At 64.5% G+C, this 13612-nt stretch carries 9 protein-coding genes; 4 read left to right on the forward strand and 5 right to left on the reverse strand.

Annotation, left to right across the window (positions count from 1 at the left end):
* Positions 1–92: 92 nt before the first annotated feature.
* Positions 93–2093, reverse strand: a complete 2001-nt coding sequence (locus tag ACIPZG_RS15880; protein ID WP_400715270.1) for a U32 family peptidase — start codon at positions 2091–2093, stop codon at positions 93–95.
* A gap of 205 nt (positions 2094–2298) precedes the next feature.
* Here ACIPZG_RS15880 and ACIPZG_RS15885 point away from each other — a divergent pair, with 205 nt between their 5' ends.
* Both ACIPZG_RS15885 and ACIPZG_RS15890 read left to right on the forward strand, forming a co-directional pair.
* The gene (locus tag ACIPZG_RS15885) at positions 2299–3348 is read left to right on the forward strand and encodes a 3-keto-5-aminohexanoate cleavage protein (protein ID WP_400715272.1); all 1050 of its coding nucleotides are present in this window, start codon (positions 2299–2301) and stop codon (positions 3346–3348) included.
* 179 nt (positions 3349–3527) lie between these two features.
* The gene (locus tag ACIPZG_RS15890) at positions 3528–4862 is read left to right on the forward strand and encodes an MFS transporter (protein ID WP_400715274.1); all 1335 of its coding nucleotides are present in this window, start codon (positions 3528–3530) and stop codon (positions 4860–4862) included.
* A 72-nt stretch (positions 4863–4934) separates the two neighbouring features.
* On the opposite strand, the gene ACIPZG_RS15895 is transcribed toward ACIPZG_RS15890, so the two are convergent.
* Entirely contained in the window at positions 4935–5954 is a 1020-nt protein-coding gene (locus ACIPZG_RS15895; RefSeq protein WP_400715276.1) for an AraC family transcriptional regulator, read from the reverse strand.
* 292 nt (positions 5955–6246) lie between these two features.
* Between ACIPZG_RS15895 and ACIPZG_RS15900 the strand changes: the two genes are divergently transcribed.
* Together ACIPZG_RS15900 and ACIPZG_RS15905 are read left to right on the forward strand one after the other, a co-directional pair.
* Positions 6247–8118, forward strand: a complete 1872-nt coding sequence (locus ACIPZG_RS15900; RefSeq protein WP_400715278.1) for a DUF1302 domain-containing protein — start codon at positions 6247–6249, stop codon at positions 8116–8118.
* A 40-nt stretch (positions 8119–8158) separates the two neighbouring features.
* The gene (locus ACIPZG_RS15905) at positions 8159–9514 is read left to right on the forward strand and encodes a DUF1329 domain-containing protein (protein ID WP_400639698.1); all 1356 of its coding nucleotides are present in this window, start codon (positions 8159–8161) and stop codon (positions 9512–9514) included.
* 45 nt (positions 9515–9559) lie between these two features.
* On the opposite strand, the gene ACIPZG_RS15910 is transcribed toward ACIPZG_RS15905, so the two are convergent.
* The 3 genes from ACIPZG_RS15910 to ACIPZG_RS15920 are packed head-to-tail and all read right to left on the reverse strand — an operon-like array spanning position 9560 to position 13576.
* The gene (locus ACIPZG_RS15910) at positions 9560–10618 is read right to left on the reverse strand and encodes an NAD(P)-dependent alcohol dehydrogenase (protein WP_400715280.1); all 1059 of its coding nucleotides are present in this window, start codon (positions 10616–10618) and stop codon (positions 9560–9562) included.
* Between the two features lie 56 nt (positions 10619–10674).
* Positions 10675–12132 carry an acyl-CoA reductase gene (locus ACIPZG_RS15915; RefSeq protein ID WP_400715282.1) on the reverse strand — a complete coding sequence of 486 codons (1458 nt, stop codon included), beginning with the start codon at positions 12130–12132 and terminating at the stop codon, positions 10675–10677.
* 4 nt (positions 12133–12136) lie between these two features.
* The gene (locus tag ACIPZG_RS15920; RefSeq protein WP_400715284.1) at positions 12137–13576 is read right to left on the reverse strand and encodes a hypothetical protein; all 1440 of its coding nucleotides are present in this window, start codon (positions 13574–13576) and stop codon (positions 12137–12139) included.
* Positions 13577–13612: the final 36 nt, after the last annotated feature.

Below are 13612 nucleotides of genomic sequence, written 5' to 3' on the forward strand. Positions count from 1 at the left end.
AGCGGCCCCCGGATTTCTGCAGCGCTGCTGATATCGCTAGGGGCTGCTTTGCAGCCCTTTCGCGACACAAGGCCGCTCCTACATGTCCGCGATCAATGCGGCGCGCGCGGGATGGTCTTGAGCAGGTCTTCCGGGCTGATGTGTCCCACCACCTGAGCCACCGCGCTGCCCGGTGTCGGCAGGTCGATGATGTGGCCTTTCATCTTGCCGATCACATGCATCTCGCACGGTTTGCAGTCGAACTTCAAGGTCAGCACTTCATCGCCCTGAATCAGCTGCATCGGCGCCACCTTGGTCCGCACACCCGTCACGCCCTTGGCCTGCTTGGGGCACAGGTTGAACGAGAACCGCAGGCAGTGCTTGGTGATCATCACCGGCACTTCGCCGTGTTCCTCGTGCGCTTCATACGCCGCATCGATCAGCTGCACACCATGGCGGTGGTAGAAGTCGCGGGCCTTCTGGTTGTAGACGTTGGCCAGGAACGACAGGTGCGACTCGGGGTACACCGGCGGTGGCGTGGTCTCGGCCTTGCGCGCACCGCGCGGGTGGGCCTTGATACGGGCTTCGGTCAGCGCCTCGATGGCTTCGCGGCGCAGGGCCTTGAGCTGCGAGTTGGGGATGAAGTACGCCTGCGGCGCGTCCAGCTCGATGGCATTGGCGTGGTACATCGTGGTACCCAGCTGGCCGAGCAGGTCATGCAACTGGTCCAGCGCCTGCTGCGGCTTGTTGGCCGCGCCGAACGGGCCGTCCAGGGCGACCTGCACGCTGACGCCTTCCTCGCTGCTGACGCTGAGCATCAGGCGCTGCTCGGTCAGCACCGCGTGCCACTCGACGCCCACCCGGCGCTCGGCTGAGGTGCGCTGCAGGGCTTGCTGCCAGTTGTGGTCGAGGTTGCGCGACAGCGGATGGTTCGGGCGCAGCTTGTGCAGGCCTTCGGGCATCTCGTTGGGCTCGACCCGGTAGCGGTAGCGCTTCTGGCCGTCTTCCTCGAACTCGCCACGGGGCTCGGCGATGTTGGCACGGAAACCCACCACCTCACGCTTGACCAGCACGTTCAGGCCATCGCCGTTGGTCAGCGGGACCTCGGTGACCACCTGCATGTCGCGCTTGCCGACTTTTTCAACCACGCCCACCGGCAGGCCGGTGAAAGTCGGCGAGTCGAAGGCGCCGATGTCGACCTTGCGGTCAGTGACGAAGTAGTCGGTGCTGCCGCGGTGGAAGGTCTTGTCCGGGTCGGGCAGGAAGAAGTGCTCGGTACGGCCGCTGGAGGCGCGGGCCAGGTCCGGACGGTCTTCGAGAATGGCGTCGAGCTCTTTGCGGTAGTGGGCGGTGATGTTCTTCACATAGCCCATGTCCTTGTAGCGGCCCTCGATCTTGAACGAGCGCACGCCAGCATCGACCAGGTCACGCAGGTTGGCGGTCTGGTTGTTGTCCTTCATCGACAGCAGGTGCTTCTCGAACGCCACCACACGGCCCTGATCGTCCTTCAGGGTGTACGGCAGGCGGCAGGCCTGGGAGCAGTCACCGCGGTTGGCGCTGCGGCCGGTCTGGGCGTGGGAGATGTTGCACTGGCCGGAGAAGGCCACGCACAGCGCGCCATGGATGAAGAACTCGATGGCGGCATCGGTTTCGGCGGCGATGGCGCGAATCTGCTGCAGGTTCAGCTCGCGCGCCAGCACCAGCTGGGAGAAACCGGCCTGGTCGAGGAACTTGGCCCGCTCCAGGGTGCGGATGTCGGTCTGGGTGCTGGCGTGCAGCTCGATGGGCGGGATATCCAGCTCCATCACCCCCAGGTCCTGCACGATCAGCGCATCGACGCCGGCATCGTAGAGCTGGTGGATCAGCTTGCGCGCCGGCTCCAGTTCGTTGTCGTGGAGGATGGTGTTGATGGTGGTGAACACGCGCGCATGGTAGCGGCGGGCGAACTCGACCAGCTCGGCGATTTCGCCGACCTCGTTGCAGGCGTTGTGGCGCGCGCCGAAGCTCGGGCCACCGATGTAGATGGCGTCGGCGCCGTGCAGGATCGCTTCGCGAGCGATGGCCACGTCACGGGCAGGGCTGAGCAGTTCCAGGTGATTCTTTGGAAGGGACATGTCGTTATAGGTTCGGGCTGTCACGGTTAGGGCGGCATTGTAACGGTGAAATGCCTTGCTGGCACCTTTGGCTGCCCGGAGGGCGCTTGTCATCAAATGTGACGGCGCTGTCGCGGGATGAGACGCACCCGGCAAGCCCCGCGCATACATTTCCTTCAACGCCATTGCCGCCTGTCGGCAGGTCAGAACAATAAAGGAGATGATCATGCAGTTTTTCGACGATTCCCTGCACCCGGACAACATGGACAAGGTGGTGATCACCGTCGCCCCTTACGCGCCGCAGTGGATGCCCGACGACTTCCCCGAGGACATTCCGCTGACCATGGACCAGCACGTGCAGGCCGCAGTGGACTGCTATGAAGCCGGCGCCACGGTGCTCCACCTGCATGTACGGGAACTGGACGGCAAGGGCTCCAAGCGTCTTTCCAAGTTCAACGAGCTGATCGCCGGTGTGCGCGAAGCCGTGCCGGAGATGATCATCCAGGTCGGCGGTTCGATCTCCTTTGCCCCTGAAGGCGAGGGCGCCGAAGCCCTGTGGCTGTCCGACGATACCCGGCACATGCTGGCGGACCTGACGCCGAAGCCGGACCAGGTCACCGTGGCCATTAACACCATCCAGATGAACATCACCGAGCTGCTGTTCGCCGAGGGCATCGAAGGCACTTCCTTGCTCGACCCGGCCATCCACGCCGCCTACAGCGAAATGACCGTGCCGGCCGGCCCGGCCTGGGTCGCCGAGCACCTCAAGCGCCTGCAGGCAAGCGGTATCCAGCCGCACTTCCAGCTGACCGGCATCCATGCCTATGAAACCCTTGAGCGCCTGGTGCGCAAGGGCATTTACAAGGGCCCGCTGAACCTCACCTGGATCGGCATCGGCGGCGGCTTCGACGGCCCCAACCCGATGAACTTCATGCACTTCGTCAACCGCGTGCCAGATCGGTGTACCCTCACCGCCGAATCGCTGCTCAAGAACGTGCTGCCGCTCAACACCATCGCCCTGGCCATGGGCCTGCACCCGCGCCTGGGTAACGAAGACACCATCATCGACCAGCACGGCAAGCGCTTCTCGTCGGTCGAGCAGGTCAAGCAGACGGTGCGTATCGCCCACGAGCTGGGCCGCGAAGTTGCCAGCGGCAAGGAAGCGCGGGACATCTACCGCATCGGCCAGCAGTACGCGACCATCGAGCAAACCCTGCGGGCCAACGGCATGGCGCCGAACCGCGTAGCAGGCCAGCGTGGCGTCCCCCAGCGCTAAAGCAGTGTAGGAGCGGCCTTGTTTCGCGAAAGGGCCGCAGAGCGGCCCCCAGGATTTCTGCAGCGCAGCGTGAACCTTGGGGCTGCTCTGCAGCCCTTTCGCGACACAAGGCCGCTCCTACACCACGGGCGTGTGAATCGGCTGTTAGCCATAACAACAAGAACAACTGAGGAGGCAGCATGGCCACCCATTACGCCGGTGCGGCAGAAGCAGAAATCGATACTTCAATCGGCATTCCCCGGCGCTACGCCTGGGTCGTGTTCGCCCTGACCTTCGGCTTGCTGATTTCCGACTACATGTCACGGCAGGTACTCAATGCCGTGTTCCCCATCCTCAAGGGCGAATGGGCCCTGAGCGATGGCCAGCTTGGCTTGCTCAGCGGCATCGTCGCGCTGATGGTAGGCCTGCTGACGATCCCCCTGTCGATGCTGGCCGACCGCTTCGGCCGGGTCAAAAGCCTGACCCTGATGGCGCTGCTGTGGAGCCTCGCCACCCTGGGCTGCGCCCTGGCCGACAACTACCAGGAAATGCTCATCGCCCGCTTCATGGTCGGTGTCGGCGAAGCGGCCTACGGCAGTGTCGGCATCGCCGTGGTGGTGTCGGTGTTCCCCCGCAGCATGCGCGCCACCCTGGCCAGCGCGTTCATGGCCGGTGCCATGTTCGGCTCGGTGCTGGGCATCTCGATTGGCGGGGCGATTGCGGTCAAACTGGGGTGGCGCTGGTCGTTCGCCAGCATGGCGCTGTTCGGCCTGTTGCTGGCGGCGCTGTTCCCGCTGATCGTCAAGGAAGCGAAAATCGCTCCACAGCGCATGGCCACGGCGGCGAACAAGGCTCAGGTGGCGGTCAGGCATCCGCTGCGCACGCTGTACAGCACCCGCTCGGTCCTCGCGGCGTACCTGGCCAGCGGCCTGCAGACCTTCGTCGCCGGCAGCATGATCGTGTGGATGCCCAGCTACTTCAACCGCTACTACGGCATGGGCGAGGGCAAGGCCGGTGCGCTGGCCGGCGTCATGGTGCTGTGCTGCGGCGGCGGGGCGATTCTCTGCGGGATGCTCAGTGACCGCCTGTGCCGCCAGTCGGCGCTGCGCAAGATCGAGATCTCCATGGTGTTCTGCCTGGGCAGTTGCCTGCTGATGTCGCTCGCGTTGATCCAGTCCACAGGGCCTTTGCAACTGACGCTGATCGGCCTGGCCATGCTGATGGTCACCGGGATCAATGGTCCGACCATCGCCACCATCGCCAACCTGACCCACTACAAGGTGCACGGCACCGCCTTCGCGGCCCTGACGTTGGTCAACAACATGGTTGGCCTGGCCCCGGGGCCTTTCGTCACCGGCCGGGTGTCCGACCTGATCGGTCTGCATGGGGCGTTCCAGCTGGTGCCGATGATGAGCATCGCGGCGGCAGGGGTGTTCTTCTACATCCGCTGTCATTACCTGGAAGACATTGCCCGCGTGCAGCGTGCACAGGACGAGACGGCGCCTGCAAAAAACCTGATGGAAGCATCGTCATGACGTAGCTGGCACGTCATGCTCCCTTGCGGTCATCCGTCCACGCGGATGACCGATTTTTTTTGCTCGCCCAGTTCAGCTGTCCTTGCGCGCGACGATCTTGCGCTCGCTGCGCCAGGCCGCAGGTGGCATGTCGAACTGGGAGATGAACCAGCGGGTGAACGAGTTGGGCATGGAATAGCCGAGCATGTCGGCGATCCGCCCCAGGGAATAACTCGGGTTTTCCAGGTAGCGCACCACCAGGTCGCGCCGCACGCTGCTGATCAGTTCGCTGAAACTGACCCCTTCCTCATCCAGGCGGCGCTGCAGCGTGCGCACGTTCATGCCCTGGCTCTGGGCGATCTGCGCCAGGGTGGCGCGGCCCATGGGCAGCAACAGGTAGATGGCCTTGCGCACTTCGCCCGCCACCGAAGGGTCGCGCTTGCCGAGCAGCGAATCCATGTAGCGCTGTGCATGCCGGGCCATGGCCGCATTGGCCAGGGGGATGGCCGTGTCAAGGTGGGCGGCAGGGCAGACGATGCCGTTGAACTCGCAGCCGAACTCGACCTTGCAAGCGAAGATACGCCGATGCACGCTCAGGTCCGCGGGCGCGTCATGGGTGAAGCACACCTTGATCGGTTGCCAGTGGCTGCCCAGCAGGGCGGCGCAGAAGCGGTGCATCACGGCGATCGCCAGCTCGATGGACTGGCGGTTGTCGGTGCCCCTGTCGGTCACCAGCTCTTCGCGGATGATCACCGTGTTGCCGACTTCCTCGATGTAGATCGCCAGCGATTCATTGATCTGCTGCCCGTAATGCACGATCACCTGCAGCGCATCGCGCAGGTTGTTCTGGTGGCTGAGCAGCAGGCTCACCTCACCGAAATCCGCCAGTTCACGCAGCTCGGCCATGCGCAGGCCGATGGTGTCGCACCCGCTCAGGCGGGCCGACTTCTCCAACAGGATGATGCTGGCGGTGGCCGGTATGCGTTGGCTCGGGTCGCTGAGCAGGGCAGGGCTCAAGCCCACCTCGCCCAGCAGCGAGATCGTGTTCAGCTTCAGGTGGCGAGCGACATCCAGGTAGTTGGTCAGAACCGCGGTGCGTGCTTGTACGGGCATGGCGTGGCTACTTTTCCTGTGGTGACGAAAGACATCTCGGTGGCGCAGTCAGCAGCCAGTTATAGAGCCTTGATTGTCAAATGAAAAGTGGCTTGGCGGGGAAATCTGCCGGGTCGATGTCGCGCGCCTGTCATCGATAGGGAAGTGGCTGACGCTAAATGTAACCCGCTCCGATCGGGGCAATCCTACTGTGCTGCTGGCAGGGTCCGAAACGTTGGCAGGCGTGCAAAACCTGCGTGCTCGCGGGCCCATGGCGCCTGAGACAAAAACAACAAGAAACGGAGACAACGTCATGCACAGCACCACAGGGCTGCGCCCTACACGTCGCGGCCTGCTGGCCACCGCCACGCTGCTGGCCTCGATGCCAGCTGCCCAGGCCTTCGAACTGAGCGACGGCCGTGAAGACTGGACGGTGCGTTTCGACAACACCCTCAAGTTCAGCTACGGGCAACGGGTGGAAGGTCAGAACGCGAAGATCGCCAACGCCGCCAACTACAACGACGGCGACCACAACTTTGGTGTCGGCAGCGCCGTGACCCAACGGGTCGACCTGCTGACCGAGCTGGATGTGCTCTATCAGCGGAAAATGGGGTTTCGCGTCAGCGCCGCAAGCTGGTACGACCACGCCTATGACAACGTCGGCTCCAACAGCAACCCGTTCCCCGGCCAGGAAGGCAACGCCGGCAACCTGGTGGCGGCGCGCCAGGCGGGCGCCATTGCCCCCGGCGACTCGCTCAACGGCCGCACGGCCCAACGCCATGGCCTGAGCCGCTACAGCGACCGCTACTACAACGGCCCCTCCGGCGAAATCCTCGATGCCTTCGTGTTCTACAGCACCGAAGTGGGCGAGGAGTCGATGTTCAGCGCCAAGCTGGGCCGGCACAACCTGTTCTGGGGCGAGACGGTGTTCAACGCCGCCAACGGCATCAACTACGGCCAGTCGGGGCTGGACCTGGCCAAGCTGTACAACGTGCCCGGCACCGAGACCAAGGAGCTGTTCCTGCCGCGCAGCCAGCTCTCGATGTCCTACACCGTCAACCCCGAACTGACCCTGGGCGCTCAGTATTTCCTGGAGTTTCGCAACACCCGCCTGCCGGAAGGGGGCACCTACATGGGCGGCTACGACATGTTCGGCGAAGGCGGCGACGTGTTCTGGCTGCCGGTGCCCACCGCGCTGGACGGCGCCGGTGCGTTCTATGCCACCTCCCGTGGGCATGACCTGAAACCCCACAGCACGGGCGATTTCGGCCTGATGGCCCGTTGGAGCCCGGCCTGGCTCGACGGCAACCTCGGCTTCTACTACCGCAAGACCTCCGACCCGATGCCGGTGGTGTTGATCAACGCCCCCAACCTGCACCAACCCGGCGTGGCCGGCCTTCCCGGCACCGAGTACCTGGCGGCCTACGCCGACGACATCGACATCTACGGCATCAGCCTGTCCAAGGGCGTGGGCCCGGTCAGTGTCGGGCTCGACCTGAACTACCGCGAGAACATGCCGCTGCTGAGCAACTTCACCACCATCAACGCGACCTTGAGCGAGCGGGCAGGGCTTGGCCAGGTCAACGGCGACAACCTGATTGCGAGCATGCCCGGCAGAGGTGATACCGGCACGGCGCGCGGCAAGACTTTCCACGTCGTGCTCAATGGCCTGGTGAGCTTTGGTAATACACCGCTGTGGGATTCCTCGTCCCTGGCGATGGAAGCGGCCATGACCCACCTGGTCAGCGTCGACAAGGGCAAGCAGTCGTTCAAGGGCAATTCCAGCTACCAGGGCGTCGACAAGGTCGACACCAACGCCTACAGCCTGGCCACCAACTTCACCGCGACCTGGTTCCAGGTATTCCCCGGCGTCGACCTGTCCATGCCGCTGTCCTACAACGTCGGCCTCAAGGGCAACTCGGCGGTGCAGCTGGGCGGCAGCGAGAACGCCGGCAGCTACTCGGTCGGCATCGCCGCGGACGTGAAGCAGAAGTACCGCTTCGACCTCAAGTACGTCGACTCCTTCGGCCCGTTCAACACCTGTGAAAGCGGCTTCGACAACAACACCCCTGGCAGCGGCGGGCAGTACCGCTGCATCCCCGGGCAGATCACCTCGCAGGCGGGCCTGGCGCCCTTGCTCAAGGACCGCGGGATGCTCACCGCCTCGTTCAAGACCACTTTCTGATTGACCCCCGAATGACAACAACAACGTGGAGAGTACTCAGATGAAACTGCGCTACAGCCTATTGGCATCGGCCCTGACGACGATCATTGCAGGCCAGGCCCAGGCGGCCGTGTCCGCCCAGGAAGCCGCCAAGCTTGGCACCAGCCTGACCCGCGTCGGCGCCGAGCGGGCAGCCAACGCCGACGGCTCGATCCCCGCCTACGAAGGCGGCCTGACTTCAGCCCCAGCCGGCTTCAAGGCCGGCGACGGCATGCGTCCGGACCCGTTCGCCGACGAGAAGCCGCTGCTGGTCATCGACGGCAAGAACGTCGAGCAGTACCAGGGCCAGTTGACCGCCACCACGGTAGAGCTGGCCAAGCGTTACCCCAGCTTCCACGTCAACGTGTACCCCACCCACCGTACGGTGGCCTTGCCCGCCGCTGTGCTGGAAAACAGCGTGAAGAATGCCACCGGCACCCGTTCCATCGACGGCGGCGTGGCCATCGAGAACCTGTTGCCCGGCGTGCCGTTCCCGATCCCCACCACCGGCAGCGAGGCCATGTGGAACCACCTGCTGCGCGTCGGCGGCAACCGCAACGTCAAGTACGACTCGTGGATCGTCGACTCAGGCGGTGGGGCCAGCTTGTCGACCACGGCCATGTCGTTCTCCAGCTACCCGATCTACGAAGACATGAACAAGCCGTTCAACAGCACCGACGTGTTCTTCCAGATGAAGCTGTACTACACCGGCCCCGCGCGCCGCGCGGGCGAGGCGATCATGCTCAAGGACACCGCCAACCCGTTGGCCCAGCCACGGCGCAGCTGGCAGTACCTGCCAGGCCAGCGCCGGGTGAAACTGGCCCCGGACCTGTCCTACGACACGCCCAACCCAGGCACCGGCGGCGCCGGCACCTACGATGACGTGTTCGTCTTCAACGGCGCGCTGGACCGCTTCGAGTGGAAGCTGGTGGGCAAGCAGGAAATGTTCGTGCCCTACAACACCTACAAGCTGACCTACGCCCTGGACCCGAAGCAGTTGACCACCGCCAACCACCTCGCCCCGGACTTCGTGCGCTGGGAGAAACACCGTGTGTGGGTCGTGGAGGGCACCTTGAAATCGTCGGCGCGGCACATCTACCACAAGCGGCGCATGTACCTCGACGAGGACAGCTGGATCGCCCTGGCGTCCGACCAGTATGACGCCCGTGGCAAGCTCTACCGGGGCTCGTTCGCCTTCCTCAGCCAGAGCTACGACAAGAACATCCCGGATGTCACACCATTCATGATCTATGACCTGATAGGGGGTTCCTACAACATCAACGGTGTCACGGGTGCCTATGGCGGCATCCATTACACCGACACGCTGTCCAAGGCGCAGTGGGCGCCGGATGCGCTGGCGGGGGCGGGCATCCGCTGAGTGACATCGATGCTGCGGTGGTCGACACCGCAGCATCGGCAGCGGTTAGAGGGTCACGTCACGCAAGCTGTTCATGTCGATCACGAAGCGGTACTTCACATCGTTGTTCTGCAGGCGCTCGAAGGCGCCGTTGATGTCCTGGATGGCGATCATTTCGCAGCTGGGCAACACCTGATGCTCGGCGCAGAAGTCCAGCAACTCCTGGATCCCCTGAATACCCCCGATCAGCGAGCCAGCCAAGGTGCGGTTGTTGCGGATCAGCAAGCCACCGTGGATCGGCTCCAGCGGCTCGATCGCCCCCACCAGCACCATCACCCCCTCGCGCCCCAGCAGCATCAGGTAGGGGTTGACGTTGTGCCGGCTGGGAATGGTGTCGATGATGAACGCGAAGGCATTGGCCGCGGCCGCCATGGCCGCCGCGTCGCTGGACAGCAGCACATGGTTGGCACCCAGGGCGCGGGCATCTTCGGCCTTGCCCGGTGAGCTGGTGATTACCGTCACCTCGGCACCCAGCGCCACGGCCAGTTTCACCGCCATGTGGCCGAGCCCGCCCAGGCCGACCACCGCCATCTTCGTACCCTGGCCGACGTTATAGCGGCGCATCGGGTTCCACACGGTGATGCCGGCGCACAGCAGTGGTGCGGCGTAGCGGGGGTCGAGGTTCAGCGGCATGCGCAGCACGAACTGCTCGCGCACGACGATATGCTCGGCGTAGCCGCCGTAGGTGATCTCGCCAGTGTGGCGATCCTTGCCGTTGTAGGTCGGCGTCGGCCCCTGGGTGCAGAGTTGCTCCTGATGCTCATGGCACGGCGCGCAGTCCAGGCAGCTGTCCACCTGGCAGCCGACCGCCACCCGGTCGCCGACCTTGAAGCGGCTCACGCCACTGCCCACGGCGGTGACATGGCCGACGATCTCGTGGCCGGGGACGATGGGGTAGACCGTGTTGTTCCAGTCGTTGTGCACCTGGTGCGCATCGGAGTGGCAGACGCCGCAGAAGGCAATGGCGATCGCCACGTCATCGGCACGCAGCGCGCGCCGCTCGAATCGATACGGCGTCAGGGGCGAGTGGGCGTCGTGGGCGGCAAAACCCAGGCAAGTGGTCATGGTCGAATCCTTGTGTTTTGGAAAGAAGAACCCCCGGCAAGGGCCGGGGGAGAGGTTTAGATCGAAGGGCGCAGCCAGGGCGCTGGGGAGGTCTCAGGCGAGGCGATCTGGTTGACGATCCACTTGCCCATGCGTCGCAGTGGCTCGATGGAATCCTGCGGGCCTGCCCACTTCAAGCCGGCCGCGTAGCCCAGCGACACGATGCGCTGGGCGCCATAGAGCGGCAGGATGTCCTTGAGCTCGTCCTTGATGCTTTCCGGGTACACGCCGACGGTCTGGGTGTAGGCGTCGACCGCATCCATCATCTCGGTCAGCGTGTCGACCGGCACCAGGTTGGCGGTGCGGTCGTCCAGGCGTGGCGCGAACGACACGGCGTCGGCGGTTTGCGAGCAGATCACTGCACCTTCGCCGTCCTGGCCACCGATCACCTGGTACCACTCGTCATCCAGGCGCAGGGCGTCGACTTCGGCCTTGAGTGCCGGGTCGTAGCGCTTGGGCACGGTGCTCAGGGTGTTGGGCAGGGTCTGCATGGCGTCGTAGACGTAGCGGCCGAAGGTGTTGAGCTTGGCCAGGCCCGCGTCGTCGGTGCCGCTCTGCACGTAGATCACCCGCGCGCAGACACAGGCCTTCTGGTTCAGCGCACCGATGTCGCTGGCCAGGCGCACGGCGGCTTCGCGCATGCTCGCTTCGCTGTCGAAGGCGGCCTTGCCGATGATGCTGGCGCTGCGCTTGGGGTCCAGGGAAATCAGCTCCAGGCCCGGCTGCACGTAGCGCGTCACGTGCTTCATGGCGTTGTAGCCGCCCCAGGCGACGATCTTTTCCAGGTTCTGCGGCTGGTACAGGCGCTCTTCGAAGGCCTGGTCGCCCCCTTTCCAGTAGGCGACGCTGAGGTGCTTGGTCAACGGGTGGTCAGGCGCCATGTCGACCATGGTGCGGGCGATGGCCAGGGCGGTGAACGGGTCGTTGGACGGCGCCTTGATGATCGCGTCGCTGCGCAGCACCATGTTGCGCAGGATGGTCAGCAGCGACAGGCCCGTGGCGTTGCCGGCGACGATATGCAGGGTGCGCGCGCCGAAGCAGCGCACGTCGAGTTCGGTACCGTCGAGCAGGCGCTGCTTGACCCAGCCTTCCAGGTACTTGATGCCCACCGCGTTCTCCACCTGTTCGGTGACCGAGGCGCGGGTGAGCATTTGGCGCAGGCCCATGTAGCTGCCCTTGACCATGCTCGGGGTCACCGGCGCGGTCAGGTACGACAGCTCGCAGGCCTCCTGCAGGAACGGGTTCCTGTCGAACTCCAGACGTTCACCGAGCGCTTCGGCGTAGTCGAGGATGTCATTGAACGTCAGGGTATACAGGTCGGCCAGCTTGGCCGGGTTGCCCAGCGGCAGTTGGTCGACATACTTGTGCGCATCCGGCGTCTGGAAGATCAGGTCGCCGCCGCGACCACCGACATCGATCAGGTTGTCGGTGATGACCTTGCCGCGGATGATCATCGGCGCAATCGGTTTGCTCATGGGGTTAGCCCTCTAGTGTGTTGAGGAAGTCCATCGCCTGGCGATGGGAGTCTTCGGTTGCCGCACAGGTGATCTTGTCGTCGCCGCCGTTGAGGTCGCTGTAGCGCTGGATCGGCCCGACCACGTAGCAGCTCGGCCGGCCGCAGCTGCACGGCTGGTCCCACTCGACAGTGATTTCATCGCCGGTGATGAAGCCGCCCCAGCGGATCTCGGCCCCCAGGTCGAAGAACGCCGCGCGCCCGGTGACGCGGCCCTTGCGCGGCAGTGGCTTGCTGGTTTCAGGGTCGAGCTGGAAGGGGATGACCGTAGGGGCGAAGTGGAAGTGGCCGGCTTCGCAGCGTGCATGGGCGCCGCCGACGACTTCGGACATGGCGTAGGACTCGTTCAAGGTGCGCGCCCCGGTGAAGCGCAGCACATCCTCGCGCCAGCCTTCCGGTTGGACCACGCCCTTGCCGCCACCGGCGGTGTGCACGAAGGAGTCAGGGTGGAAGACGCCTTCCAGGCCACGCTCAAGGCCGGCCTTGGCCATGCTGTGCAGCAGGTTCCAGGTGGCGCCGATGTACACCCGCTGGCCCTTGAGCTGGGTGGACATGTGGTCGAAGAACGCCGCCAGGTGTTGCGGCATCTCGGCTTGCAACTGGTCGAAGGCTTTCTTCTTTTCCAGCAGTTCCGAGCTGATCACCAGGCGGTCGAGGGTGCCTTTGGATTGCGCCGCGCGCAGCTTGGCGCCCAGGTGCAGCACGTCGGTGCTGAGGGTGGTCGGGTAGGCGGCATGGAAGTGCGATTCGCTCGGCAGCAGCGCCGGGATCATCGCTGCATGCACCCGCACATGGCTCAGGTAGCCCTTGCGGTAGTAGGGGTAGATGGTGTGCAGGTTGGGCTGCGGGGTGTCCGGGTTGTCCATGTTCCACACCACCATCTTGCGCAGTTGCGCGAACTTCTCCCATTCGTGCACGCCCTGGGGCAGGAACGACAGGGTGCCGGAGGTGCCCGAGGTGTGGCTGATGCGCAACTGCGGCACGCCTTCGTCCATGGTCTCGAACCAGTCGTCCAGGCCCTGGCAGTCGCTGACGTTGACGGCGGCGATGGCCTCGGCGACCTCAGGCGTCACCAGTTTGCCCAGCCACTTGTTGATCTGTGCGTAGCTGCGCTTCTCCAGCAAGGACGGCGGGTAGGACTTGTACACGGTGTGTTCGAACAGCAGCGGCACCACGTCGTCGAGCTGTTCGATCTGGTCCACGCCCTGGGCATCGGCAAGTCTCTTCAAGACCGGTATGCGATGGCGCAGGGCGTCGAAGCGCTGCTTGAGTCCATTGAGCTGCAGTGCGTCGATCTCGGCGCGGGGCAGGTGGTTCCAGGCGTGCTGGGAATAGTTGACCAATGCTGCCGGATCGTTCAGCAGCAGCTGGGTTTTTTGTTCTATCGACAGGGGGGCAGTGGGCATATTCGGGCTCGCTACTCGACGTGTGGAATCCGGCCA

This window comes from Pseudomonas sp. NPDC089395 (assembly GCF_044749525.1).
Lineage (GTDB): Bacteria > Pseudomonadota > Gammaproteobacteria > Pseudomonadales > Pseudomonadaceae > Aquipseudomonas.

Excerpts from the sequence above, each read along its gene's own strand:
- ACIPZG_RS15880 (WP_400715270.1), bottom strand. The coding sequence starts at position 2,093 with ATGTCCCTTCCAAAGAATCACCTGGAACTGCTCAGCCCTGCCCGTGAC.
- ACIPZG_RS15885 (WP_400715272.1), top strand. The coding sequence starts at position 2,299 with ATGCAGTTTTTCGACGATTCCCTGCACCCGGACAACATGGACAAGGTG.
- ACIPZG_RS15890 (WP_400715274.1), top strand. The coding sequence starts at position 3,528 with ATGGCCACCCATTACGCCGGTGCGGCAGAAGCAGAAATCGATACTTCA.
- ACIPZG_RS15895 (WP_400715276.1), bottom strand. The coding sequence starts at position 5,954 with ATGCCCGTACAAGCACGCACCGCGGTTCTGACCAACTACCTGGATGTC.
- ACIPZG_RS15900 (WP_400715278.1), top strand. The coding sequence starts at position 6,247 with ATGCACAGCACCACAGGGCTGCGCCCTACACGTCGCGGCCTGCTGGCC.
- ACIPZG_RS15905 (WP_400639698.1), top strand. The coding sequence starts at position 8,159 with ATGAAACTGCGCTACAGCCTATTGGCATCGGCCCTGACGACGATCATT.
- ACIPZG_RS15910 (WP_400715280.1), bottom strand. The coding sequence starts at position 10,618 with ATGACCACTTGCCTGGGTTTTGCCGCCCACGACGCCCACTCGCCCCTG.
- ACIPZG_RS15915 (WP_400715282.1), bottom strand. The coding sequence starts at position 12,132 with ATGAGCAAACCGATTGCGCCGATGATCATCCGCGGCAAGGTCATCACC.
- ACIPZG_RS15920 (WP_400715284.1), bottom strand. The coding sequence starts at position 13,576 with ATGCCCACTGCCCCCCTGTCGATAGAACAAAAAACCCAGCTGCTGCTG.